22 protein-coding genes are annotated in these 22,004 nt (G+C 71.3%); 12 read left to right on the top strand and 10 right to left on the bottom strand.

Annotated features, from left to right (window positions below; translation table 11 throughout):
* The first annotated feature begins 94 nt into the window (after positions 1-94).
* Positions 95-748 carry a TetR/AcrR family transcriptional regulator gene (locus ACWD5F_RS14840; protein WP_451254374.1) on the top strand — a complete coding sequence of 218 codons (654 nt, stop codon included), beginning with the start codon at positions 95-97 and terminating at the stop codon, positions 746-748.
* Positions 749-819: 71 nt separating this feature from the next.
* On the top strand, positions 820-1,353 hold the full coding sequence (locus tag ACWD5F_RS14835) for a kinase (RefSeq protein ID WP_451254373.1): 534 nt from the start codon (positions 820-822) through the stop codon (positions 1,351-1,353).
* A 96-nt stretch (positions 1,354-1,449) separates the two neighbouring features.
* Here ACWD5F_RS14835 and ACWD5F_RS14830 read toward each other — a convergent pair whose 3' ends face one another.
* Positions 1,450-2,313 carry an LLM class flavin-dependent oxidoreductase gene (locus ACWD5F_RS14830; protein ID WP_451254371.1) on the bottom strand — a complete coding sequence of 288 codons (864 nt, stop codon included), beginning with the start codon at positions 2,311-2,313 and terminating at the stop codon, positions 1,450-1,452.
* 251 nt (positions 2,314-2,564) lie between these two features.
* Between ACWD5F_RS14830 and ACWD5F_RS14825 the strand changes: the two genes are divergently transcribed.
* Entirely contained in the window at positions 2,565-3,272 is a 708-nt protein-coding gene (locus tag ACWD5F_RS14825) for a Clp protease N-terminal domain-containing protein (protein ID WP_451254369.1), read from the top strand.
* A 9-nt stretch (positions 3,273-3,281) separates the two neighbouring features.
* Here ACWD5F_RS14825 and ACWD5F_RS14820 read toward each other — a convergent pair whose 3' ends face one another.
* The 6 genes from ACWD5F_RS14820 to ACWD5F_RS14795 all read right to left on the bottom strand — a co-directional run bounded on the left by ACWD5F_RS14820 (position 3,282) and on the right by ACWD5F_RS14795 (position 8,118).
* Complete coding sequence (locus ACWD5F_RS14820) at positions 3,282-3,698, bottom strand: RidA family protein (protein WP_451254367.1); 417 nt, start codon at positions 3,696-3,698, stop codon at positions 3,282-3,284.
* 64 nt (positions 3,699-3,762) lie between these two features.
* Positions 3,763-4,926 carry a serine hydrolase domain-containing protein gene (locus ACWD5F_RS14815; RefSeq protein ID WP_451254365.1) on the bottom strand — a complete coding sequence of 388 codons (1,164 nt, stop codon included), beginning with the start codon at positions 4,924-4,926 and terminating at the stop codon, positions 3,763-3,765.
* Positions 4,927-4,960: 34 nt separating this feature from the next.
* Complete coding sequence (locus ACWD5F_RS14810; RefSeq protein ID WP_451254364.1) at positions 4,961-5,416, bottom strand: organic hydroperoxide resistance protein; 456 nt, start codon at positions 5,414-5,416, stop codon at positions 4,961-4,963.
* Positions 5,417-5,532: 116 nt separating this feature from the next.
* Complete coding sequence (locus ACWD5F_RS14805) at positions 5,533-6,303, bottom strand: energy-coupling factor ABC transporter ATP-binding protein (protein ID WP_451254362.1); 771 nt, start codon at positions 6,301-6,303, stop codon at positions 5,533-5,535.
* Entirely contained in the window at positions 6,291-7,052 is a 762-nt protein-coding gene (gene cbiQ, locus ACWD5F_RS14800) for a cobalt ECF transporter T component CbiQ (protein WP_451254360.1), read from the bottom strand. The genes ACWD5F_RS14805 and cbiQ overlap by 13 nt, the downstream gene beginning before the upstream one ends.
* A 1-nt stretch (position 7,053) precedes the next feature.
* Positions 7,054-8,118 (bottom strand): energy-coupling factor ABC transporter permease, encoded by a 1,065-nt coding sequence (locus ACWD5F_RS14795; RefSeq protein WP_451254358.1) that lies wholly within the window; start codon positions 8,116-8,118, stop codon positions 7,054-7,056.
* A 168-nt stretch (positions 8,119-8,286) separates the two neighbouring features.
* Between ACWD5F_RS14795 and ACWD5F_RS14790 the strand changes: the two genes are divergently transcribed.
* Positions 8,287-8,634: an SsgA family sporulation/cell division regulator gene (locus tag ACWD5F_RS14790; protein ID WP_451254356.1), complete on the top strand. Its 348-nt coding sequence runs from the start codon at positions 8,287-8,289 to the stop codon at positions 8,632-8,634.
* A gap of 73 nt (positions 8,635-8,707) precedes the next feature.
* On the opposite strand, the gene ACWD5F_RS14785 is transcribed toward ACWD5F_RS14790, so the two are convergent.
* Positions 8,708-10,384, bottom strand: a complete 1,677-nt coding sequence (locus tag ACWD5F_RS14785; RefSeq protein ID WP_451254354.1) for a penicillin-binding transpeptidase domain-containing protein — start codon at positions 10,382-10,384, stop codon at positions 8,708-8,710.
* Positions 10,385-10,502: 118 nt separating this feature from the next.
* Positions 10,503-12,122, bottom strand: coding sequence for a penicillin-binding transpeptidase domain-containing protein (locus ACWD5F_RS14780; protein ID WP_451254352.1), 1,620 nt, complete (start codon positions 12,120-12,122; stop codon positions 10,503-10,505).
* 238 nt (positions 12,123-12,360) lie between these two features.
* Here ACWD5F_RS14780 and ACWD5F_RS14775 point away from each other — a divergent pair, with 238 nt between their 5' ends.
* Positions 12,361-12,714 (top strand): hypothetical protein, encoded by a 354-nt coding sequence (locus tag ACWD5F_RS14775; protein ID WP_451254350.1) that lies wholly within the window; start codon positions 12,361-12,363, stop codon positions 12,712-12,714.
* A 13-nt stretch (positions 12,715-12,727) separates the two neighbouring features.
* Here ACWD5F_RS14775 and ACWD5F_RS14770 read toward each other — a convergent pair whose 3' ends face one another.
* A complete protein-coding gene (locus ACWD5F_RS14770; protein ID WP_451254348.1) occupies positions 12,728-14,470 on the bottom strand; it encodes a dolichyl-phosphate-mannose--protein mannosyltransferase in 1,743 nt (580 codons plus the stop codon).
* A gap of 86 nt (positions 14,471-14,556) precedes the next feature.
* Between ACWD5F_RS14770 and rsmI the strand changes: the two genes are divergently transcribed.
* The 7 genes from rsmI to ACWD5F_RS14735 all read left to right on the top strand — a co-directional run bounded on the left by rsmI (position 14,557) and on the right by ACWD5F_RS14735 (position 21,988).
* Positions 14,557-15,414, top strand: coding sequence for a 16S rRNA (cytidine(1402)-2'-O)-methyltransferase (rsmI, locus tag ACWD5F_RS14765; protein ID WP_451254346.1), 858 nt, complete (start codon positions 14,557-14,559; stop codon positions 15,412-15,414).
* Between the two features lie 248 nt (positions 15,415-15,662).
* The gene (locus ACWD5F_RS14760) at positions 15,663-16,079 is read left to right on the top strand and encodes a hypothetical protein (protein WP_451254344.1); all 417 of its coding nucleotides are present in this window, start codon (positions 15,663-15,665) and stop codon (positions 16,077-16,079) included.
* A 47-nt stretch (positions 16,080-16,126) separates the two neighbouring features.
* The gene (locus tag ACWD5F_RS14755) at positions 16,127-17,026 is read left to right on the top strand and encodes a TatD family hydrolase (protein ID WP_451254342.1); all 900 of its coding nucleotides are present in this window, start codon (positions 16,127-16,129) and stop codon (positions 17,024-17,026) included.
* Positions 17,027-17,154: 128 nt separating this feature from the next.
* Positions 17,155-18,510 carry a ubiquitin-like domain-containing protein gene (locus ACWD5F_RS14750; protein ID WP_451254340.1) on the top strand — a complete coding sequence of 452 codons (1,356 nt, stop codon included), beginning with the start codon at positions 17,155-17,157 and terminating at the stop codon, positions 18,508-18,510.
* A 107-nt stretch (positions 18,511-18,617) separates the two neighbouring features.
* A complete protein-coding gene (rsmA, locus tag ACWD5F_RS14745) occupies positions 18,618-19,610 on the top strand; it encodes a 16S rRNA (adenine(1518)-N(6)/adenine(1519)-N(6))-dimethyltransferase RsmA (protein ID WP_451254338.1) in 993 nt (330 codons plus the stop codon).
* Positions 19,607-20,524 carry a 4-(cytidine 5'-diphospho)-2-C-methyl-D-erythritol kinase gene (locus tag ACWD5F_RS14740; protein ID WP_451254336.1) on the top strand — a complete coding sequence of 306 codons (918 nt, stop codon included), beginning with the start codon at positions 19,607-19,609 and terminating at the stop codon, positions 20,522-20,524. The genes rsmA and ACWD5F_RS14740 overlap by 4 nt, the downstream gene beginning before the upstream one ends.
* Positions 20,525-20,896: 372 nt before the next feature.
* A complete protein-coding gene (locus tag ACWD5F_RS14735; protein ID WP_451254334.1) occupies positions 20,897-21,988 on the top strand; it encodes a peptidoglycan recognition protein family protein in 1,092 nt (363 codons plus the stop codon).
* The last annotated feature ends 16 nt before the right edge of the window (positions 21,989-22,004 follow it).

Raw genomic sequence — 22,004 nt, 5'->3', positions numbered from 1 at the left:
ACCATCAACCGGAGATTGAATCTCCGCTTATACTCGGCAGTGCGATGCGCGGGACAATCCGCCATCACCCGGACCGGAAGGCGAGACGACTGGCATGGCGGAGCCCGCTGGACTCGACAGGCCGCCGCTGCGGCGCGACGCCGAGCTGAACCGTCGCCGCCTGTTGGCCGCCGGCCGTGAGGTGTTCCGCGACCGGGGTCTGACCGCGACCCTCGACGACGTGGCCCGCCACGCGGGGCTCGGCGTGGGGACGGCCTACCGGCACTTCGCGAACAAGGAAGAGCTGGTCGACGCGGTCTTCGAGGACATGATCGACCGTGTCGAGGCGTCCGCCCGCGAAGCCGCCGCCGATCCCGACCCGTGGCACGGGCTGGCGTCCAGCCTGGAGAAGGTGTGCGAACTCCAGGCGCACGACCGGGGGTTGCGGGAGGTCATGCTCGGCACCGGCAAGGCCGCCCAACGGCACGCCCTCGTCGGCCGGCGGGTCAAGCCCCTGGTCGATGTGCTGCTCGCCCGCGCCAAGGAGCAGGGGACGCTGCGCGCCGACGTGGTGCCGCTGGACCTGCCGATGATCCAGCTGATGGTGGCGTCGATCACCGACCGCACCGGAGAGCCCGACCTGTGGCGCCGTTACCTGCGACTCCTGCTGGACGGCATGCGCACGCGACCGGGCGGGACACAACCGCTGCCGCCGGGCCCTGCGTTCGACGGGCCCGAGAGGGGTCTGGGGCCCGGCGAGGCGAGCTGAACGCAGGGGCGACGGCGCCCGCGCTGAATCCAGCGGCACCGGCGCCCCGTTTGGGTAGCCTGCTCGCCGTGATGACGGGCACCGAAGAGACCCGGCTGGTCGTGCTGCGGGGCAACAGCGGTTCGGGCAAGTCGTCCGTCGCCGCCGGGCTGCGGGAGCGGTTCGGCCGTGGCCTGGCGCTGGTCGGCCAGGACACCCTGCGGCGGGACGTACTGCGCGAGCGGGACCGGCCGGGCGCCGCGAACATCGGGCTGATCGGCCTGACCGCGCGCTACGCCCTCGACGCCGGCTTCCATGTCGTGGTGGAGGGCATCCTGTACGCCGACCGGTACGGCGAGATGCTCGCCCGGCTGTGCGCCGACCACCGCGGGCCGACGCACAGCTACTACCTGGACATCCCGTTCGAGGAGACCGTGGCCCGGCACGCCACCAAGCCGATCGCCGCCGAGGTCGGCGAGGCGCAGCTGCGGGACTGGTACCGGCCGCGCGATCTGCTGCCCGGTTCGGTCGAGACCGTCATCGGCGCGGACAGCACCCTCGCCGGGACCGTCGAACGGATCATGCGGGACACGGGGTTGGCCACCCTGCCAGCCGTGGACCGGTGACGCGCCTTTGCGTCAGGTGGCCGCGCAGGTCACGCCCCGTCAGCGTCATGCCCCGGTCGCCGTCACATCCCGGGCACCGTCACGCCCGGTTCGCCGTCACAGCGCGTCCGCCAGTCGGTCCACCTGGTCGGGGTCGACGCCGTAGCAGTAGAGCATCACCTCGTCGGCGCCCAGGTCGGTGAAGGCGGTGATCGTCCCCCGGATCTCCGTCGGGGTCGTGAGCATGCCGGACACCATGCGGTCGGCCATGCCGGTGAAGGCGTAGTACGCGTGCATGTTGGTGCGGGCGTCGTCGATCACGTCGTCCGGACCCAGCGCGACGTTGACCTGCGCGACGATGCGCGGTTCGCCGGCGCGGTCGTACTCCTTCCAGAACCGGCGTGCGGTGTCGAACAGGCCGCCCGCCCAGGAGGGTGCCGCCGCGGCGAGGAAACCGTCGCCCCAGCGCGCGACGCGCTCGATCGCGGCGGGCTGGAAGCCGCCGAAGAGAACCTCGGGGCCGCCGGGCCGGGCGGGCGCGGGACCGATCGGGCCTACGCCCACGCCGGTTCCGTCCTCATCCTCGTACGGCTTTCCCGACCACAACCTCCGCATCACAGCCAGCTGTTCGTCCAGGCGCCGGCCCCGCGTGCGCAGGTCCGTTCCGGCGGCGCGGTGGTCGTCCTCCCGGCCGCCGACGCCCAGGCCGAGGACCAGGCGGCCGCCGGTCATCCGGTCCAGGGTCGAGGCCTGCTTGGCCAGGAGCGCGGTGTCGCGCAGCGGGGCCAGCAGGACCTCGGTCTGGACGCGGACGCGGGAGGTCGCGCCCGCCAGGACGGCGAGGGCGACCAACGGCTCGGGGTTGTCGTAGACGAGACGGTCGAGCAGGCCGACGGTGGTGAAGGGCCCGGCGTCCGCGCGCCGCGCCCAGGTCAGCAGGGCGGCGGGGTCGCCGATGGGCAGGCCGATACCGACGTTCATGAAGGAGCCTCCGAAAGGAAGGGTCGACAAAGTTGCTGCCGCCCCTTCGGCACCTCATCTCGTGGAGGTGGGACGCTCCCGCCCTGCGGCCTGCTTCTGGGGAACGTCTCGTCGAAGTGGCCTCACCCTAGGGCGCCGCGGATCGAGGGAACAACCGGATTTGCGCCCGGCCCCCCTGCCCCCGCCCCGACAGCTCCATCAATCGTCAATTACAGGTTGACGATCCCGAAGCGTCAATTTAAAGTTGACGCATGAGCCCACTCGACATCAGCCTCGCCGACCTGATTGCCCGTCTCGACGAGGAACTCCCCGAATCCGACGAACTGGCCCGCATCAGCGAGGCACGACTGCGCGCCCAGACCCTGTCCGACCTCGGTGACCAGCTCATCGACCACTACGTCAGCAAGGCCAAGCAGGTCGGCGCGTCCTGGACCGAGATCGGCGACGCCATCGGGGTGACCAAGCAGGCCGCCCAACAGCGCCACGCCCCCGGCCCGTTCGAGCGGTTCACCGACCTCAACCGGCACGGCATCGTGCTGGCGCAGGAGGCCGCCCGCACGCACAAGCACGGCTTCATCGGCACCGAACACCTCCTCCTCGGCCTGCTCGGCGAACCGCGCGGCCTGGCCTACGAGGTGCTGGTGGCGCAGGTCGGGTCCGAACAGGGCGTCCGCGCTGCGATCGAGGAGGCGCTGCCGCCGGCCGGGGCGAAGGCGCTGCGCGGTCACATCGCGTTCCGGCCGGAGAGCAAGGAGTCCATCGAGCAGGCCCGCACCGCGGCCACCGACCTCGGCCACGACTGGGTCGGCACGGAACACATGCTGCTCGGCCTGATCCGCGTCGAGGCGAGCCCGGCCGCGCGGATCCTGCGCGACCTCGGCTTCACGTCCGACGAACTCCGCGAGACGATCAGGACCGAGGTCGCCGAACGACTCGCCGCGCGCGGCAAGCAGCAGTAACCGCGCCGCTCAGACCCCCCGTACCGCCACCGCGTCCACCTCGAACAGCATCCCCGGCAACGCGAGGGACGCGACCCCGCTCAGGGTCTGCGCGGGGAGGCGGTCGCCGAAGTGCGTGTGCAGCGCCTTGCCCAGGATCTCCAGCTTCGTGACGTCGTGATCCACGATGAACGTGCCCAGCCGGACCACGTGTTCGAAGCCGAGCCCCACTCCCGCCAGCGCCGACCGCAGTCGCTCGAAGGCCACGTCCACCTGCGCGGCGAAGTCGCCCGGCACGGGTGACCCCGTCGCGTCGGACGCGTACTGCCCGGCGATGAAGACCAGTTCACCGGGTGCCGACACGGCATGGCTGTAGCCGAAGGGCGTGGGGTCGTGGAGCGCGGGCGGGTTGGTGATCGTACGGGCGTCGTCGTCCTTGAGCGTCATGGACGGAGAACATCCCGCGCACCGCCGCCCATTCCAGGGCACCCCTTCTCACAGCCGCCCCCGCCTACGCCGGCAAGGCGCCCCGCACAGCCCGTACCAACGCCTGCGCCCGCGGATCCGCCGTCACGCTCGCCCGGAAACCGTTCGTCACATAGCCGAACGCGAGGCCGGCGTCCGGGTCGGCGAAGCCGAGGGCGCCGCCCCGGCCGGGGTGACCGAAGGAGGCGGGGGACAGGAGCGGGGAGGCCGCGCCGTGCAGCATGTAGCCGAGGCCGAAGCGGGTGGGTACGACGAGTACGCGGTCCGGGCCCGCGGAGCGTTCCGCGCGGGCCAGTTCCATCGTCTCCGGCGTGAACAGCCGCCTCCCGCCGTCCACTTCACCGATCAGGGACGCGTAGAAACGGGCCAGACCGTCCGCCGTCGCGATGCCGTTGGAGGCGGGGAGCATGGCGGCGCGGTACGCCGGGTCGTTCTCGTCGGGGAGCGGGGTGATCGCGGCGAAGGCGCGGGTGGTGAGGGAGTCGGGGTTCGCGTAGGCCTCGGCGACCGCTCGCTTCGGGCGCGTCTTCAAACCCGCCGGCTCCGGGGGCGGGGGCACCTGCGCGACCCGGCCCACGCGCCCGGTCTCCGACTCCGGCAACCCCAGCCACAGCTCCGCGCCGACCGGTCCCGCGATCTCGTCGGCGATCAGCTCGCCCGGCGAACGGCCCGTGATCCGTCGTATCAACTCGCCCGTCAGCCAGCTGTACGTCTGCGCGTGGTACCCGTGGTCCGTGCCCGGCTCCCAGGCCGGTGCCTGGGCCGCGACCGCCTCGGCGCCGAGCACCGGGTCCGCGGCCTGCGCGGGGGTCAGCGGACGGTCGAGGACCGGGACGCCGGCGCGGTGCGCGAGCAGATGCCACACCCGCGTCCGCTCCTTGCCGGCCGCCTTGTACTCCGGCCAGTACTCGCCCACCGGCGCGTCCAGGTCCAGCTCTCCGCGCTGGTGCAGCAGCAGGAGTACGGCGGCGGCGACGCCCTTGGTCGCCGAGCGCACGATCTGCGCGGTGGACGGCTGCCAGGGTCCGGTGCCGTCGACGTCCTTCGTGCCGCCCCACAGGTCGACGACCTTGTGCCCGTTCCGATAGACGACGACGGCCGCGCCCCGGTCCCCGAGCACCTCGAAGTTCCGCGCGAACGCCTCCCTGACCGGCTCGAAGCCCTCGGCCACCACGCCGTTCACGTCCACGCCCGTACTCCTCCGGCCTGCGGGTACTTCCTACTTACCCAAGCAGGATCGTCACGTCGATGTTCCCGCGCGTCGCGTTCGAGTACGGGCACACCTCGTGCGCCGCGTCCACCAGCTTCCCGGCGATGTCCGGGTCCAGGACCGGGAGCGAGACGCTGAGGGCGACCGCGAGACCGTAGCCGCGCTGCTTGTTGGGGCCGATGCCGACCTTCGCGGCGACCGTGGAACCGGTCAGATCGAAGCCCGAGCGGCGGCCGACCATCACCAGCGCGTTGTGGAAGCAGGAGCTGTAGCCGGCCGCGAAGAGCTGTTCCGGGTTGGTGCCGTTGCCGTCGCCGCCCATTTCCGGCGGCATCGCGACCTTCAGCTCGATCTGGCCGTCCTGGCTGGTGACATAGCCGTCCCGGCCACCGTGCGCGGTCGCCTCGGCGACGTACATGATCTTCGTCGGACGGGTGTCCACGGCGACTGCGGCCGCGTCGTCCGTCATGGCCGGCCTCCCCCGGGGCGAGTGTGCGTAGTAGCTGACACGTGCATCCGGCCCAAGGTACTGGCCGGTAGGTCAGCTGGTGTTACCAGGGGGTAGCAACCGCCGGTAACCCGAGGTCAGGGCGCCGCCACCGACCGCGGGTCGAAGCCGAACGGCAGCTCCAGGCGGTGCGCCCGCATCAGGTCCTCGTCCGCGAGCACCTCCGCCGTTTTTCCGTCGGCCGCGATGACGCCCTCGCTCAGGATCAGCGCGCGCGGGCACAGTTCGAGGGCGTACGGCAGGTCGTGCGTGACCATCAGCACCGTGACGTCCAACGAGCGCAGGATGTCGGCGAGTTCGCGGCGCGAGGCCGGGTCGAGGTTGGAGGAGGGCTCGTCCAGGACGAGGATCTCCGGCTCCATGGCGAGCACGGTCGCGACGGCCACCCGGCGGCGCTGGCCGAAGGAGAGGTGGTGCGGGGGGCGGTCCGCGAAGTCGGCCATGCCGACCGACTCCAGGGCCGTACGCACCCGTTCTTCGAGTTCGGGGCCCTTCATGCCGGCCGCCGCCGGGCCGAACGCCACGTCCTCGCGGACCGTCGGCATGAAGAGCTGGTCGTCGGGGTCCTGGAAGACGATGCCGACCCGGCGCCGGATCTCCGCCATGTGCCGCTTGCCGACCGGCAGTCCGGCGACCGTCACCGTCCCGGCGCCGCCCGTGAGGATGCCGTTGAGGTGCAGGACGAGGGTCGTCTTGCCGGCGCCGTTCGGGCCGAGCAGCGCGACCCGTTCGCCGCGTCCGACGGTGAAGTCGACGCCGAACAGGGCCTGATGGCCGTCGGGGTAGGCGTAGGCGAGGCCGGAGACCTCAAGAGAAGCGGGGGAAGCGGTGGTACTCACAGGGTCCATCCCAACACGCAGACGGCCAGGGCCGCGACGGGGAGCGCGAGGGCGTACGACCACTGCGCCCGGGAGGCGGTCACCTCGTCGATGACCGGCATCGAACCGGCGTACCCGCGGCTGATCATCGCCAGGTGCACGCGCTCGCCGCGCTCGTAGGAGCGGATGAACAGCGCGCCCGCCGACTTCGCGAGCACGCCCCACTGCTGGACACCCCGGGCCGCGAAACCCCGGGACTCGCGGGCGATCTTCATCCGCCGCATCTCGTCCGTGATGACATCGCCGTAGCGGATCATGAAGGACGCGATCTGGACGAGCAGCGGCGGGAGCCTCAACCGCTGGAGGCCGAGCAGGAGTTCGCGCAGTTCGGTGGTGGAGGCCAGGAGGACGGAGGCGGCCACGCCGAGCGTGCCCTTGGCCAGCACGTTCCACGCGCCCCACAGCCCGTTGACGCTCAACGACAGGCCCAGGACGTCCACCCGCTCGCCCTCAGCCACGAACGGCAGCAGGACGGCGAACGCGACGAACGGCACCTCGATCAGCAGCCGGCGCAGCACGAAGCCGGCCGGCACGCGCGCGACGTACGCGACGACGCCCAGCAGGACGGCGTACAGGCCGAACGCCCACATCGCCTCGCGCGGGGTGGAGACCACGACCACCACGAAGGCGAGGACGGCGGCGAGCTTGGTGTGCGGCGGCAGCGCGTGCACGGGCGAGTGCCCGTGCCGGTACAGCCGGTGCGCGTGCCCCGCTCCCATGTCAGGCGCTCGTGCTTGCGGTGTTCGTGGGAGTCGCGTCGGGTGTACGCCGGCGGCGCACCGCCCAGAAGACCGCGCTGCCCGCGACGATGGTCACACCTACGCCGAGAACGCCCGCCAGCCCCCCGGACAGGCGGGCGTTCTCGACATCCTTGACGCCGTAGTCGGCGAGGGGGGAGTCGGCCGAGGCGTGCTCCTCGGCCTTCTTGTCGATGCCCTTGTCGGCGGCGACCTTCTCCAGGCCGTCGGGGTTGGAGGAGGCGTAGAAGCTCACGAACCCGGCGAGGACGAGTGAGGTGACCAGACCGGTGATCCACAGCGCGCGCCGGGAGGTGCGCGCCGCGACGGGCGCCGCGGGCGCCGACTCGGGTGCGGGTACGTCGACGAGCGCGCCGTTCACGCGCAGCTTGAGCTTCTGCTCCAGGCCGCGCGCTCCGTACACGAGGTCGGGGCGTACGGCGATCACCGCGCCCACGGTCAGCGCCGTGATCGCCGCCTCGCCGATCCCGATCAGGACGTGCACGCCGATCATGGCGGTCGCGACCTTGCCGATGGCGACGTCCGTGGTGCCGCCGACGGAGTAGAGGAGCGTGAAGGCGACCGCGGCGGCCGGGACCGAGAGGAGCGCGGCGACGAAGGAGGCGACGGTGATCGAGCGCCGCTTGCGGGGCAGTACCTTCACCAGTCCGCGGAAGACCGCGTACGCGACGACCGTTGTGACGATCGCCATGTCGGTGATGTTCACGCCGAGCGCCGTCAGGCCGCCGTCCGCGAAGAGAATGCCCTGCATGAGCAGGACGACGGAGACGCAGAGGACCCCTGTGTAGGGGCCGACGAGTATCGCCGCCAGCGCACCGCCGAGCAGATGGCCGCTTGTTCCGGCCGCTACGGGGAAGTTGAGCATCTGTACGGCAAAGATGAACGCGGCCACCAGACCGGCCAGTGGCGCGGTGCGTTCGTCGAGCTCGCGGCGCGCGCCGCGCAGGCTCACGGCGATGGCACCCGCGGCGACGACACCGGTCACGGCGGAGGTGGGGGCGTTGATGAATCCGTCAGGCACATGCACCGTTCGATAATAGAGGCTTATTGCGAACACTTTGCAAGAGCCAGACGTTCCTGCATCGTGCATGTGAGTTGTTCGACGTCAAGGAGCGAGAACAGGAAAATGTGCGACATTGGAGGAGAAGCGGACGCACAGCTTTCACATAGGTTACGCAGTGTTAGGGGCCGCCCGATGTCTGTAGTCGAACAGTACGCGCGAGCCCATATCGTCACGGACGCCGAGATCCCGGACACCACGACCGTTCCGGTCGTTCTGCGCTACGACCCCGAGGCGGACCCGCGTTCGGTGCGGGTCGATCTGCCGGGGACGGACGAATGGACCTTCTCGCGCGCGCTGCTCGAACAGGGTCTGCGCGCTCCGGCCGGCAGCGGTGAGGTCCGCGTCTGGCCGTGCGGGCGGGTGCAGGCGGTGGTCGAGTTCCACTCGGCCAAGGGCGTCTCCGTGGTGCAGTTCGAGTCGAAGGCCCTGCTGAGGTTCCTGCGGCGCACCTACATGGCGACGGCGCCGGTCAAGAGCTGACCGACGCCCGCGACTTGGGTGGTGCTCAGCCGTCTCGACCTGGTTGGAGCTGAGCCCCCGACTTCGGTGGTGCTCAGCCGCCCATCCGCAGCAGTGCCGCGACGATCGGTCCCGCCGTGTCGCCGCCGTGGCCGCCCGCCTGGACCACGCCGGCCGCGGCGAGATCGCCGCGGTACGCGGTGAACCAGCCGTTCGGCTTCTCCTGGCCGTCGACCTCCGCGGAGCCCGTCTTGGCACCGTAGTTGGGACCCAGGCCCGCCATCGCCTTGGCCGCCGTGCCGTACGCGGCCGTGTACTGCATGACGTCCTTCAGCTCGGCCTGCGTCGTCGACGACATCGTCCGCGAGGCCTTCGCCAGCGTGCGGTTGTCGACCGACGGGGAGACCAGGTACGGCTGGTGGAAGGAGCCGGTCGCCACGGTCGACGCCACCGACGCCATGTTCAGCGGGTTCATCCGCACCCCGCCCTGGCCGATCAGCGAGGCGCCCATCTGCGCGCCGCTCTGCACCGGGACCGCGCCGTCGAAGGTCGGGACACCGATGGCCCAGTTGTTCATGCCGAGTCCGTAGACCTGCTGGGCCTCCTTCGTCAGGTCGCTGTTGGACAGCTTCGGCGCGAAGTTGATGAAGGCGTTGTTGCAGGACGCCCCGAAGCTCATCTTGAACGTGCCCTGCTTGATCTCGGAGTCGGCGTCGTTGTGGAAGGTCCAGCCGGCGAGCTTGTACGTCTTGGGGCACGGGTGCGAGGCGCTCGGCGTGACGAGGTTCTTCTCGAACAGCATCGTCGACGTCACGATCTTCATCGTGGAGCCGGGTGCGAGGGAGCCCTGGAAGGCGACGTTGAAGCCGTGCGAGGTGTTGGCGACGGCCAGGATCTCGCCGGTCGAGGGACGCATCACGACCGCCGACGCCCGTGCCTGCTTGGCGACCTGCTGCTCGGCGGCGGCCTGGAGGGTCGGGCTGAGCGTCGTCTTCACCGAGCCCGGCGTGCCCTTGGCGAGCGTCAGCAGCGTCTTGTCGGACAGCTTGGCCTTCTCGGAGGCCTTGCCGCGCACCACGTCCAGCTCGACGCCCGCCTTGCCGCCGGCGATCTTGCCGAACTTCTCCCGCAGCCCGTCCAACACCGGGCCCAGCGACGGGTACTTGGCGGTGGTCAGCTCGCCGCCGTCACGGTCGTAGGCCTTGATCGGCGGGGTCCCGGACTCGCCGGTGACCAGGGTGTCGCCGTCCTTGAGGTCCGGGTGGACGACGGCGGAGGACCAGTCGACCAGCGGCTTGCCGTCCTCCTTGTTCCGCACGACGGTCAGCGAACTCTCGTACGCCAGCGGCTTGCTGGTGCCCTTGTAGGCCACCGTGCCCTTCACGGAGAAGGGGACCTTGTCGCCGGTGCGGACGCCCGGGGTGAGGGTGACGCCCTCGATGTGGGCGTCCTTGGTGTAGCCGGTGAGCAGGGTGGTGGCGGCCGTCGTGTCGTTGGTGACGGCGGCGGCCTGCGGCACCTTGCCCTGCTGCCAGGAGGTGAGGAAACGGGTGGCCGCGCTGGTGACCTCGGTCGCCGACAGCGGACCGGTCTTGACGTCCTTGTGGTCGGCGGACGAGGACGTGTTGGTGGTCCGGTCGTCGGCCGCCGCCCCGCTCCCGTACAGCGCGTAGACGCCGAAACCGGCGCCGCCGACGACCACGGCGATCATCCCGCCGATCACGGCGGGCTTGGTCTTCCGTCGCTCGGCGACGCGCCTTCTGTTGCCCACAGTTCCCGAATCCTCCGCTGATTCCCCAGGGTCCCCTCAGGGTCCCGGCGGACCCAGCCCTCCCACACCCAACTCAACGACGGTAGCCACCCTAGAGTCCCGTCCTGTACGGGTGACTTCAGCCACCACTCCGTAGCACAGCTGCGACAATCGGGCCGGCCGCGTCGATGCCGTGGCCGCCGTCCTGGGTCATCGCCGCGGCCGCCACGTCGCCCCGGTAGCCGGTGAACCAGCTGTTCGACTTGGACTGTCCGTCGACCTCCGCGGAACCGGTCTTCGCGCCGAAGTCCGGACCCAGGCCCGCCATCACGCCGGCCGCGGTGCCGCTGACCGCGGTGCGGTTCATCATCGAGCGCAACTGCTGGACCGTGTTCGCGGACAGGCCCTTGGCGGTGGCCAGTTGGCGGTCGTCGAGCTCGGGGGAGACGATGATCGGCTGCCGGAAGGCGCCCGTCATCGCGGTCGCCGTCACCGACGCCATGTTCAGCGGGCTCATCTGGACCTGGCCCTGGCCGATCATGTTCGCCGCGGTGTCCGGGCCGCCGGAGGCCGGGACCGAGCCGTCGAAGGACGGGATGCCGCTCTTCCAGTTGTCGCGGCCGAGCCCGAAGCGGTCCTCGGCCTCCTTGGTCAGCGAGTCCACCTTCACCTCGTCCGCGTACTTGATGAACGCGGTGTTGCAGGAGCGGGCGAAGCTGTCGGCGAGCGTCGCGTTCAGGTTCGGGGCCATGCCCTTGAGGTTGTGGAAGGTCTGGCTCTGCCATATCGCGTCGTCCGGGCAGGGCGCCGGGCCGTTCATGCTCGTGATGCCGTTGTCGATGAGTGTGGCCGCGGTGAGGATCTTCATCGTGGAGCCGGGCGCCAACTGGCCCAGGAACGCGGCGTTGAAGCCGTCCGCGCGGTGGTTGGCGACCGCGAGGACCTCGCCGGTGCTCGGCTTGACGGCCACCACGGACGACTCCGCGTACTTCTTCACCGCGGTCTCGGCCGCCGCCTGCGCGCTCGCCCTCAGCGTGGTCCGCAACTCGCCGGGCTTGCCCTTGGAGAGGGTGAGCAGCGAGGTGTCGGCGGACCCCTCGACGTCGTGATGGATCGACAGCTCGACCCCGGGCGTACCGCCCGCGCTGTCGCCGTACTTGGCGCGCAACTCGTCGAGGATCGGCCCGAGGGACGGATACTTCTCGGCGGTGAGGACGGTCCCGTCCCGGTCCACGGCCTCGATGGGCGGGTTGGCGGCCTCGCCGGTGACCAGCGTGTCGCCCTTCTTCAACTGCGGATGCAGGACGGACGGCTGCCAGTCGACGAGCGCGCGCCCGGTGGTCTTCCCTCGCACGACGGTCAGTTGGCTCTTGTACGCGAGCGGCTTGGACTTCCCCCCGTACGACACCGTGGCCTTGACGGAGTACGGCACGGTGGCGCCGGTCGCGGCGCCCGGCGTGATCTTCACGTGGGTGATGTGCGCGTCGGTGCCGTAGGCGGTCAACAACGGCTCCGCGCCCACGTCGTTGTTCGTGTACGTGGCCGCCTTCGCCCCGTCGCCCTTCTCCCACGCGGCGAAGAACTTGGCCGACGCGTCCTTGACCTCCCCGGCACTGGGCGGCCCGGTCTTCACGGCCGCGGCCCCGGACCCCTCGTCCCCGCTCACCGCGTTGACGATGTTGTACGCCCCGTACCCGGCCCCACCCACCATCACGGCGAACACCCCGCCTATGACGGCGGTCTTGACCCCCCGGCCCATGAAACGTTCCCCTCCCCGTGAGCCCTTCCCCCCCGTCCCCAGGATCTTCTGAACACGTTCAGAAAGGGCTGTCCATCCTCGCACTGTATGCGAGACGGGGGGTTGCTGTGACCCAAGTTTTCGTTTGTTGTCGAAGAGGGGGTGGGGGAACTCGGTGGCTGTCGACGCCACCTCGCCGGTAGCGTCCGGTCTCCCTACCCGCCGTACCGGCGGTTCCCGGTTTCAGAGAGCGACGCACATGACCAGCCGCCGAGCAACCACCACCCTGTGGCGCCCCACCGGCCCCAAGGAGCTGGACCTGGTCCGCGAGCTGGACTGGCGCGCGTGGCCACCTCGGCTGCCCGAGCAGCCGATCTTCTACCCGGTCCTCGACGAGGACTACGCGATCAAGATCGCGCGGGACTGGAACGTGAAGCACGACGGTGCCGGCTTCGTCACCCGGTTCGAGGTCGACTCGGAGTTCCTGGGCCGGTATCCCGTCCAGCAGGCCGGCGGGCGCACGATCCTCGAGCTCTGGGTTCCGGCCGAGGAACTCGAGGACTTCAACGCTCACATCGTGGGCGCGATCCAGGTGGTCCACGAGTTCCGCTGAAGCCCCCGCCCGCCTAGACCCACGTATCCAGCCACATCCGCGACCGCCAGTTGTCGATCGGGATCGCCGTGCCCGTGTACAGGGGCCAGAAGTAGATGAAGTTCCACGCGATCAGCAGCACCAGCACCCCCGCCCCCGTGGCCCCCGCCACCCGGCGGGTGTCGCTCGAGCCCGGTGGGCCGATGATCGCGCCCAGGAGCATGGCCACCGCCAGGCAGAGGAACGGGACGAAGACGATGGCGTAGAAGAAGAAGATCGTGCGCTCCTGGTACATGAACCAGGGGAGGTAGCCCGCCGCGACGCCGCAGGCGATGGCGCCGGCCCGCCAGTCGCGGCGGAAGAACCAGCGCCACAGGACGTAGGCGAGGGCGAAACAGGCCGCCCACCAGAGGAGGGGGGTGCCCAGCGCCAGCACCTCGCGGGCGCACTTCTCGCCTGCGTCCGACGGGCAGCCGTCCTTGCCGGGGGAGGGGGACTCGTAGAAGTACGAGACCGGGCGGCCGTCGACCAGCCAGCTCCACGGGTTGGACATGTACGTGTGGGGTGACGAGAGGCCTACGTGGAACTCGTAGACCTCGTGCTCGTAGTGCCACAGGCTGCGCAGCCAGTCGGGCAGGAAGGTCCAGTTGCCGCCCTTGCCGTCGGTGGCGGCCCAGTTGCGGAAGTAGCCGCCGGAACCGTTCGTGGGGGAGAGGATCCAGCCGATCCAGGACGTCAGGTAGACCGCGATCGCCACCGGGACCGTGGCCAGGAACGTGAGGCCCGTGTCGCGGCGCAGGACCGCGCTGTACGGGTGGCGGGCGCCCGCGACCTTGCGGGAGCCGGCGTCCCAGAGGAGGGCCATCACGCAGAACGCGGCCAGGATGTAGAGGGCGTTCCACTTGGTGCCGAGGGCGAGGCCGAGCGTGAGGCCGGCCATCCAGCGCCACGGGCGCCAGCCGAAGCGGGTCGTCTCCGCGACGTGCGCGTCCGGGCGGGCCCTGCCGTCGGCGTCCAGAGGGAGCGCCGCGGCCAGTTTCTCGCGCGCCCTGTCCCTGTCGATCAGCAGGCAGCCGAACGCGGACAGGACGAAGAACATCAGCACGCCGTCCAGCAGCGACGTGCGGCTCATCACGAACGCCAGGCCGTCCACCGCCATCAGCGCGCCCGCGAGACAGCCGAGGAACGTGGAGCGGAACAGACGGCGGCCGATGCGGCAGAGGATGAGGATGGAGAGGGTGCCCAGGAGCGCGGTCATGAAGCGCCAGCCGAACGGGTCGAAGCCGAAGATCAGCTCGCCCAGGCCGATGACGTACTTGCCGACCGGCGGGTGCACCACGTACGCCGCGTCCGCCGGGACCGTGACGTGCCCGTTCGTCGAGAGGATCAGGTCGTTGGCGTTCTTGTCCCAGTTGACCTCGAAGCCGCGGTGGACGAGCGCCCAGGCGTCCTTGGCGTAGTACGTCTCGTCGAATATCACCGCCTTCGGGCTGCCCAGGTTCCAGAACCGCAGCACGCCCGCCATCAGCGTGACCAGCAGCGGGCCGCCCCAGCCGGACCAGCGGGCGATGCGCTCCGCGAGCGCCGGCGGTACGCCGAGCACCTGCCACAGCCGCGGGCTGGGCTGGACGTACGGCGGTACGAGCCGCTCGCGCACGTCGGTTTCTCCGGCCCCCGGCTGGTAGCCGAAACGGCGCAGCCGCTGCTGCCACGAGGGCTGCTGGTCTTGCGGGGGCCTGCCCGGCAGGGTGTCCGTGGAGGACGCGGTACTGGTCACCGCGCCATCGTAGGGAACAGCGCTGTGTGAGTCCCGTGCATGGCCGGATGCGTCCGCATCGGAACGCGGCTGGGAGGATGGACGGCGTGACTGGAATCCTCGTTCTCGCAGGCACCCCCATCGGCGACACCGCGGACGCGCCGCCCCGGCTCGCCGCCGAACTGGCCGGTGCCGACGTCGTCGCCGCCGAGGACACCCGGCGGCTGCGGCGGCTGACCCAGGCACTCGGCGTCACGCCCAAGGGGCGGATCGTGTCGTACTTCGAGGGCAACGAATCGGCCCGTACGCCCGAACTGGTCGACGAACTCGTGGGCGGCGCACGGGTGTTGCTCGTCACGGACGCCGGGATGCCGTCGGTGTCCGACCCCGGCTACCGGCTGGTCGCCGCCGCCGTCGAGCAGGACATCCGTGTCACCGCCGTACCGGGACCGTCCGCCGTGCTCACCGCGCTCGCGCTGTCCGGGCTGCCCGTGGACCGGTTCTGCTTCGAGGGGTTCCTGCCCCGGAAGGCGGGCGAGCGGCTGACCCGGCTGCGCGAGGTCGCCGACGAGCGGCGCACCCTCGTCTACTTCGAGGCCCCGCACCGGCTCGACGACACCCTCGCCGCGATGGCCGAGGTGTTCGGCGCCGAGCGGCGGGCCGCCGTCTGCCGGGAGCTGACCAAGACGTACGAGGAGGTCAAGCGGGGCGGGCTGGCGGAGCTGGCCGCGTGGGCCGCCGAGGGCGTGCGGGGCGAGATCACCGTCGTCGTCGAGGGCGCGCCGGAGAAGGGACCCGAGGAGCTCGACGCGGCCGAGCTGGTGCGCCGGGTGCGGGTGCGCGAGGAGGCGGGGGAGCGGCGCAAGGAGGCCATCGTGGCGGTCGCGGCGGAGGCCGGGCTGCCCAAGCGGGAGGTTTTCGACGCGGTTGTGGCTGCGAAGAACGCCGCTTCCGCAAGCTCCTGACGGGGCCTGCGTGACGCGGCTCATACCCGCTCTGAGCAGGGCGCATATCGTCTGAGCGCGCGCCCCACGGGCAGGCAAAGCCAGCAGGGGCGATGGCAAAGTCCGGCCGGTGCGCGAGGCCGGTTTGGCAAGGAAAGTCCAAATCGGCTCCAACACTCGACAGGCCTGCTGCATTCGTGCCGGTGGAGGCGTCCACTGGGTTGTGGGGACGCATCCGTCCCTGTGCCCAGCGGACAAGAGGAGCTGGCATGAGCGAGATCTCAGGACAGAACGGCGGCCGCGGTGCGGCGACCGCGGTGGTCCACGAGTCGTATTCCTTCGCCTGCATGCGCTGTGGGCACGGCTGGGAGCAGTCGTACGAGATAGAGCACCACAAGGACACCGAGGGCCACCAGTACGTCACGTACGTGGCCGGTGGCCGGGTCGTGCCCTCCCCGCTGAGCAGGCCCTCGTGCGTGCAGTGCGACGGCCATGTCGTACGGATCATGCGGCCCGGGCAGGTCTCCTCGGTGCACAAGGCGGCGGCGCACCGTCAGGCGCCGGTGACCGCGTCCCTGGCGGCGCCCGAGGCCGAGATCGCCGAGCTGCCCGCGCAGGCCGACGGCGAGCGGCACCACTGGCATCTGTCGGATCTCCTGCACCCGTTCCAGCGCAAGGCGAGCTGAGCGAAATCGGAGCGCGTGACGGCATGCCCCTTTCGTAGGATCGGGGCATGCCTTCCCCTTCTTCCAGCTCTTCCGGCACCTCCGCCAAGAACGCCGCCCCGCCGCTCCCGGAACCCCTCCGGGTGCCCGTCGCCGACTCCCACACCCACCTGGACATGCAGTCCGGCACGGTCGAGGAGGGCCTCGCGAAGGCCGCGTCGGTCGGGGTGACGACGGTCGTGCAGGTCGGCTGCGACATCAAGGGCTCGCGGTGGGCCGCCAAGACGGCCGCCGCGTACGAGAACGTCCACGCGACCGTCGCCCTGCACCCCAACGAGGCCCCGCGCATCGTTCACGGCGACCCCGACGGCTGGTCGAGACAGGGCGCCCGCGTTCCGGGAGGCGAGGAAGCGCTCGACGAGGCGCTCGCCGAGATCGACCGCCTGGCCGGACTCCCGCAGGTCAAGGGCGTCGGCGAGACCGGCCTCGACTACTACCGCACCGGGCCCGAGGGCAAGGAGGCGCAGGAGCGCTCGTTCCGCGCCCACATCGAGATCGCCAAACGGCACGCCAAGGCCCTCGTCATCCACGACCGCGAGGCCCACGCGGACGTGCTGCGCATCCTCAAGGAGGAGGGCGCCCCCGAGCGGACCGTCTTCCACTGCTACTCCGGCGACGCCGAGATGGCGGACGTCTGCGCCCGCGCCGGCTACTTCATGTCCTTCGCCGGCAACGTCACCTACAAGAACGCCCAGAATCTGCGGGACGCCGTGGCCGTGGCCCCCCTGGAGCTGCTCCTGGTGGAGACGGACGCGCCCTTCCTGACGCCGGTGCCCCACCGCGGCAGGCCCAACGCCCCGTACCTCATCCCGGTCACCGTGCGCGCGCTGGCCGCCGTGCGCGGCATCGACGAGGACACGCTGGCGACGGCCCTGGCGGCGAACACGGCACGCGCGTTCGGTTACTGAGGTCTTCCGAGGCTGCCGAACCGCTCGAACACCACTTTGAGTAGTCGCGTCGCTTTGGAGAGTGACGAATGCTCCGCTAGGTTCTGGGGGCCCTTTCCGGACCCCTCCGGCCACTGGAGCGTGTCGGCGTGAGCAACTCGAAGTACCAGACGTACGAGCCGTACGGCGCTGAGCCGCGCAGTGACCTGCACACCGCGGAGACGCTGGCCTATGGCGTGTACGCGGCGCCGGACACGTACGAGGACAGGCCCAGGGACGGATACGAGGACACGTACCGGCCGGCGTACGAGGCACCCGCGCCGACCGTGCCGGCCGAACCGCTCGAACCGACGCTGCCCCGGCAGGCGGGGCGGGCCGAGCGCCGACGCAAGGGGCGGTACACCGAGCGCCCGGACAGCGCGATGCGCCGGCTGCTGCCGCAGGCGCTGGTCGTCGCGTTCCTCGCCGGCGGCACCACCGCCTTCGTCGCCGAGGACAAGGCGATCGAGCTGAGCGTCGACGGCAAGCCGCACATGCTGCACACCTTCGCCGACGACGTGACCGAACTGCTCGCCGAGGAGGGCGTCGACGTCGGCGCGCACGACGTGGTGGCGCCCGCCCCCGGCACGGAATTGACCAGCGGCGACGAGGTCGCGGTGCACTACGGGCGCCCGGTCCGGCTCACCCTCGACGGCCAGCGGCGCGAGGTGTGGACGACGGCACACACGGTCGACGGGGCGCTCAAGCAGCTGGGGGTGCGCGCGGAGGGCGCGTACCTGTCCATCTCGCGCTCCCAGCCCATCGGACGCGCCGGTCTCGAACTCCACGTGCGCACCGAGCGCTCGGTCACCGTCATGGCCGACGGCCGCGCCCGCACCGTCCGCACCAACGCGGCGACCGTCGGCGAGGTCATCGGGGAGTCCGGGATCACCCTGCACGACCAGGACACCACGTCCGTCCCGCAGGACAGCTTCCCGCGCGACGGGCAGACGGTCACCGTGCTGCGGATCACCGGGACGAAGGAGGTCCGCGAGGAGCCGATCCCGTTCGAGGTGCAGCGCACGGAGGACGCCTCGCTGTTCAAGGGCACGGAGGTCGTCGAACAGGCGGGGGTGCCGGGTCTGCGCCGGGTGACGTACGCCCTGCGCACGGTCAACGGCGTGAAGCAGAAGCCGCGCAGGACCGACGACGAGGTGGTGCGCCGGCCGCGCAAGCAGCTCGTGAAGGTCGGCACCAAGCCGCTGCCGACGTCCGTGGGCGGGGCCGACGGCCTCAACTGGAACGGCCTCGCGACCTGCGAGTCCGGCGGCCGCCCGAACGCGGTCGACCCGTCGGGCACGTACGGCGGCCTCTACCAGTTCGACACCCGCACCTGGCAAGGCCTCGGCGGCAGCGGCCGCCCCCAGGACGCCCCGGCGGCCGAGCAGACATTCCGCGCAAAGAAGCTGTACGTCCGCCGGGGCGCGAGCCCATGGCCACACTGCGGGGCGCGCCTGCACGGGTAAGACGGGGGGTGTGGGGGGGGGCTCGCCCCCCCCACAAGGGGCGCGGGGAACTGCGCGACCAGCCACGACGGCGCGGCAGCCGAATACGGCCCCGTACCCTAGGTCCCGTGAGCAGCACCCCCACCCCCGACGCCCTCCTCGGCCCCGCAGACATCCGCGACCTGGCGGCAGCCCTAGGCGTACGCCCCACCAAACAACGCGGCCAGAACTTCGTGATCGACGCCAACACGGTCCGTCGCATCGTCCGCACCGCCGAAGTCCGCCCCGAAGACGTGGTCGTAGAGGTAGGTCCCGGCCTCGGCTCGCTCACCCTCGCGCTGCTGGAGGCCGCCGACCGCGTCACCGCCGTGGAGATCGACGACGTACTGGCAAGCGCCCTACCCGCCACCGTCACGGCCCGCATGCCGGAGCGCGCCGACCGCTTCGCCCTGGTCCACTCGGACGCCATGCACATCACCGACCTCCCCGGCCCCCCACCGACCGCACTGGTCGCGAACCTGCCGTACAACGTCGCCGTGCCCGTCCTGCTGCACATGCTCGACACCTTCCCGACCATCGAGCGCACCCTCGTGATGGTCCAGGCGGAGGTCGCCGACCGGCTCGCCGCCCCGCCCGGTTCGAAGGTGTACGGCGTGCCGTCCGTGAAGGCCAACTGGTACGCCGAGGTCAAGCGCGCCGGCTCCATCGGCCGCAAGGTCTTCTGGCCCGCCCCGAACGTGGACAGCGGCCTGGTCGCCCTCGTGCGCAGGACCGAGCCGGTCAAGACGACGGCCTCCAAGCGCGAGGTCTTCGCGGTGGTCGACGCGGCCTTCGCCCAGCGCCGCAAGACCCTGCGGGCGGCGCTCGCCGGGTGGGCGGGCTCGGCCGCGGCGGCGGAGACGGCGCTGGTGGCGGCGGGAGTGTCTCCGCAGGCCCGCGGGGAGTCGCTGACGGTCGAGGAGTTCGCGCGGATCGCGGAGAACAAGGCGGACGGCGCCGAGAACAAGGTCGACAGCGCCGAGACTCGGGCGGGCAGCGCCGAGAGCCAGGCGGGCAGCGCCGAGCATCAAGTGGGCAGCACCTCCTCCGACCCCGCCTCGCCCAAGGAGCCCGGTAAGTGAGCGTCACCGTCCGCGTCCCCGCCAAGGTCAACGTCCAGCTCGCGGTGGGGGCGGCCCGGCCCGACGGGTTCCACGACCTGGCCAACGTCTTCCTCGCGGTCGGCCTGTACGACGAGGTCACGGCCACGCCGGCCGACGAACTGTGCATCACCTGCACCGGACCGGACGCCGACCAGGTGCCGCTGGACCGGACGAACCTCGCCGCCCGCGCGGCGATCGCGCTCGCCGGACGACGGGGCATCGATCCCGCCGTGCACCTCCACATCGCCAAGGACATCCCGGTCGCCGGCGGCATGGCGGGCGGAAGCGCCGACGGCGCGGGCGCGCTCGTGGCGTGCGACGCGCTGTGGGGCACCCGGGCCCCGCGCGAGGAACTGCTCGACATCTGCGCCGAGTTGGGCAGCGATGTGCCGTTCAGTCTGGTGGGCGGGGCCGCGCTCGGCACCGGGCGGGGGGAGAAGCTGACGGCGCTGGAGGTCGGCGGCACCTTCCACTGGGTGTTCGCGATGGCGGAACGCGGGCTGTCGACCCCGGCCGTCTTCCGGGAGTTCGACCGGCTGGGGGAGGGCACCGACATCCCCGAACCCGTGGCCTCCCGCGCACTCCTCGACGCGCTCGCCAAGGGCGACCCGGACGCGCTCGCCGCCGCCGTCTCCAACGACCTGCAGCCCGCCGCGCTCTCCCTCTTCCCCGAACTCGCCGACACCCTCGCCGCAGGCCGCACCGCCGGCGCCCTCGCCACCCTGGTCTCCGGCTCGGGCCCGACGACGGCGTTCCTCACCCGCGACCCCGAGTCCGCGGCCAAGGTGGCGGCGGCGCTGGAGAGTTCGGGCACGTGCCGGAAGGTACGGGTGACGTCGGGACCGGCGACGGGGGCGACGGTCCTGGGAGTTGACCAGGTCGCGGCCTCCTGAACGGCCCCGACCGGGCGACCGCGCCCGCTGTTTGACCTTCACCTTGGGGCAGCCCACAGCATCTGTGGGACCGGGCGACGTGCCCGGTCCAAGGAGGAGCGACGGGCATGCGCTTCGAGTTGCACGAGCTCCGTTCCCGGGAGCTCATCCGGCAGGCCGACGAACACCGGCTCGTCCAACAGGTCAGGAAATCCGGGTCGGTTCGTCCCGCACCACGATCCATGCCGTGGCGCGGATCTTCGCCCTATCTCCACAGGGAAGTACGGCGTCTGTGGTGCAGGTGGGTCGGACGGGGTGGATAGGGTCGTCGACACTTCCAGCGCCCGCGTCCACGCGGGCCCCCCGGAGCGAACTCCCCGAAGGGCCACGCACGTGTCCGAACCCCCCACCCCCGCCCACCGCAGGAAGCGTCATCTCTCCCGGCGCGGTGTGATCGGTACCGCCGCCGCCGTGGCCGGTGGTGCCGCGCTCACGCCCGCGGTCTTCGCGGCCACCGAGTCCGGGGAGACCGAGGCCGACTCCGGTACGCAGCCCGAGTCGTTCCCGGCGACGCGGTCCGCCGCCTCGACCGGCACCGGCACGGCGACGACCGCGTTCGCCGCGACCTACGTCGGTGTCCGCTGGAGCGGCGCTCCGGACGGGGCCGGGATCCGCTTCCCGGGCGACGCGAACTGGCAGACCCTGGGCGGCGGTTGCGCGTCCGTCGACGACGGCGGTACGGCCCTGGTCCCGTCCGGCGGCGCCACGGCGTACGCGCTGAAGGCACCGGACGCCACGACGGAGCTGCGCTCGCTCGCGATCGACACCACGGGCGGCCCGGACCGCGCCTTCGAGGTGCCGACGGAGGCCACGCGCGTGCGGGGCGTGCAGTACCTGTCCCGGCCCGCGTGGGGCGCCGACGAGTCGAAGCGGTACAAGGACGGCAAGGTCAACTCGCCCGAGGCGTACTACGCGTTGCAGGCGATCACCGTCCACCACACGGACACCCCGAACAACGACCCCGACCCGGCGGCGACCGTCCGCGCGATCTACGAGTACCACGCGGTCACCCTCGACTGGGGCGACATCGGCTACCACTTCCTGATCGACGAGGACGGCACGGTCTACGAGGGCCGCTACTCCGGCGACGACGGCGTCCCCGCCTTCGACCCCGACGGCAAGGTGGTCACCGCCTTCCACACCGCCGGCTTCAACTCCGGCAACCTCGGCATCGCCCTGATCGGCACCCTCGTCGACCAGGCCCCGACCGACGCGGCCAAGGCCTCGCTGACCCGCCTGATCAAGGCCGTCGCCCGCTTCAAGGGCCTCGACCCGCTGGCGAAGATCACGTACACCAACCCGGTCAACGGCGTGCAGAAGGACAACGAGACGGTCAGCGGCCACCGCGACTGGCTCCAGACGGACTGCCCCGGGCAGACGATGTACGACCTCTTGGCCGAGGTCAGGACGGCAGCGGCCTCCTGACCTGCGTGGATCGTCG

Source organism: Streptomyces sp. NPDC002499 (genome assembly GCF_053595415.1).
Note: the sequence above shows the minus strand (reverse complement) of the source record. Positions and strands in the feature narration are given on the sequence as shown.

Excerpts from the sequence above, each read along its gene's own strand:
- cbiQ (WP_451254360.1), bottom strand. The coding sequence starts at position 7,052 with ATGGGAGCGGGGCACGCGCACCGGCTGTACCGGCACGGGCACTCGCCC.
- ACWD5F_RS14840 (WP_451254374.1), top strand. The coding sequence starts at position 95 with ATGGCGGAGCCCGCTGGACTCGACAGGCCGCCGCTGCGGCGCGACGCC.
- ACWD5F_RS14835 (WP_451254373.1), top strand. The coding sequence starts at position 820 with ATGACGGGCACCGAAGAGACCCGGCTGGTCGTGCTGCGGGGCAACAGC.
- ACWD5F_RS14830 (WP_451254371.1), bottom strand. The coding sequence starts at position 2,313 with ATGAACGTCGGTATCGGCCTGCCCATCGGCGACCCCGCCGCCCTGCTG.
- ACWD5F_RS14775 (WP_451254350.1), top strand. The coding sequence starts at position 12,361 with ATGACCAGCCGCCGAGCAACCACCACCCTGTGGCGCCCCACCGGCCCC.
- ACWD5F_RS14825 (WP_451254369.1), top strand. The coding sequence starts at position 2,565 with ATGAGCCCACTCGACATCAGCCTCGCCGACCTGATTGCCCGTCTCGAC.
- ACWD5F_RS14790 (WP_451254356.1), top strand. The coding sequence starts at position 8,287 with ATGTCTGTAGTCGAACAGTACGCGCGAGCCCATATCGTCACGGACGCC.
- ACWD5F_RS14780 (WP_451254352.1), bottom strand. The coding sequence starts at position 12,122 with ATGGGCCGGGGGGTCAAGACCGCCGTCATAGGCGGGGTGTTCGCCGTG.
- ACWD5F_RS14820 (WP_451254367.1), bottom strand. The coding sequence starts at position 3,698 with ATGACGCTCAAGGACGACGACGCCCGTACGATCACCAACCCGCCCGCG.
- ACWD5F_RS14760 (WP_451254344.1), top strand. The coding sequence starts at position 15,663 with ATGAGCGAGATCTCAGGACAGAACGGCGGCCGCGGTGCGGCGACCGCG.
- ACWD5F_RS14805 (WP_451254362.1), bottom strand. The coding sequence starts at position 6,303 with ATGGACCCTGTGAGTACCACCGCTTCCCCCGCTTCTCTTGAGGTCTCC.
- ACWD5F_RS14810 (WP_451254364.1), bottom strand. The coding sequence starts at position 5,416 with ATGACGGACGACGCGGCCGCAGTCGCCGTGGACACCCGTCCGACGAAG.
- ACWD5F_RS14755 (WP_451254342.1), top strand. The coding sequence starts at position 16,127 with ATGCCTTCCCCTTCTTCCAGCTCTTCCGGCACCTCCGCCAAGAACGCC.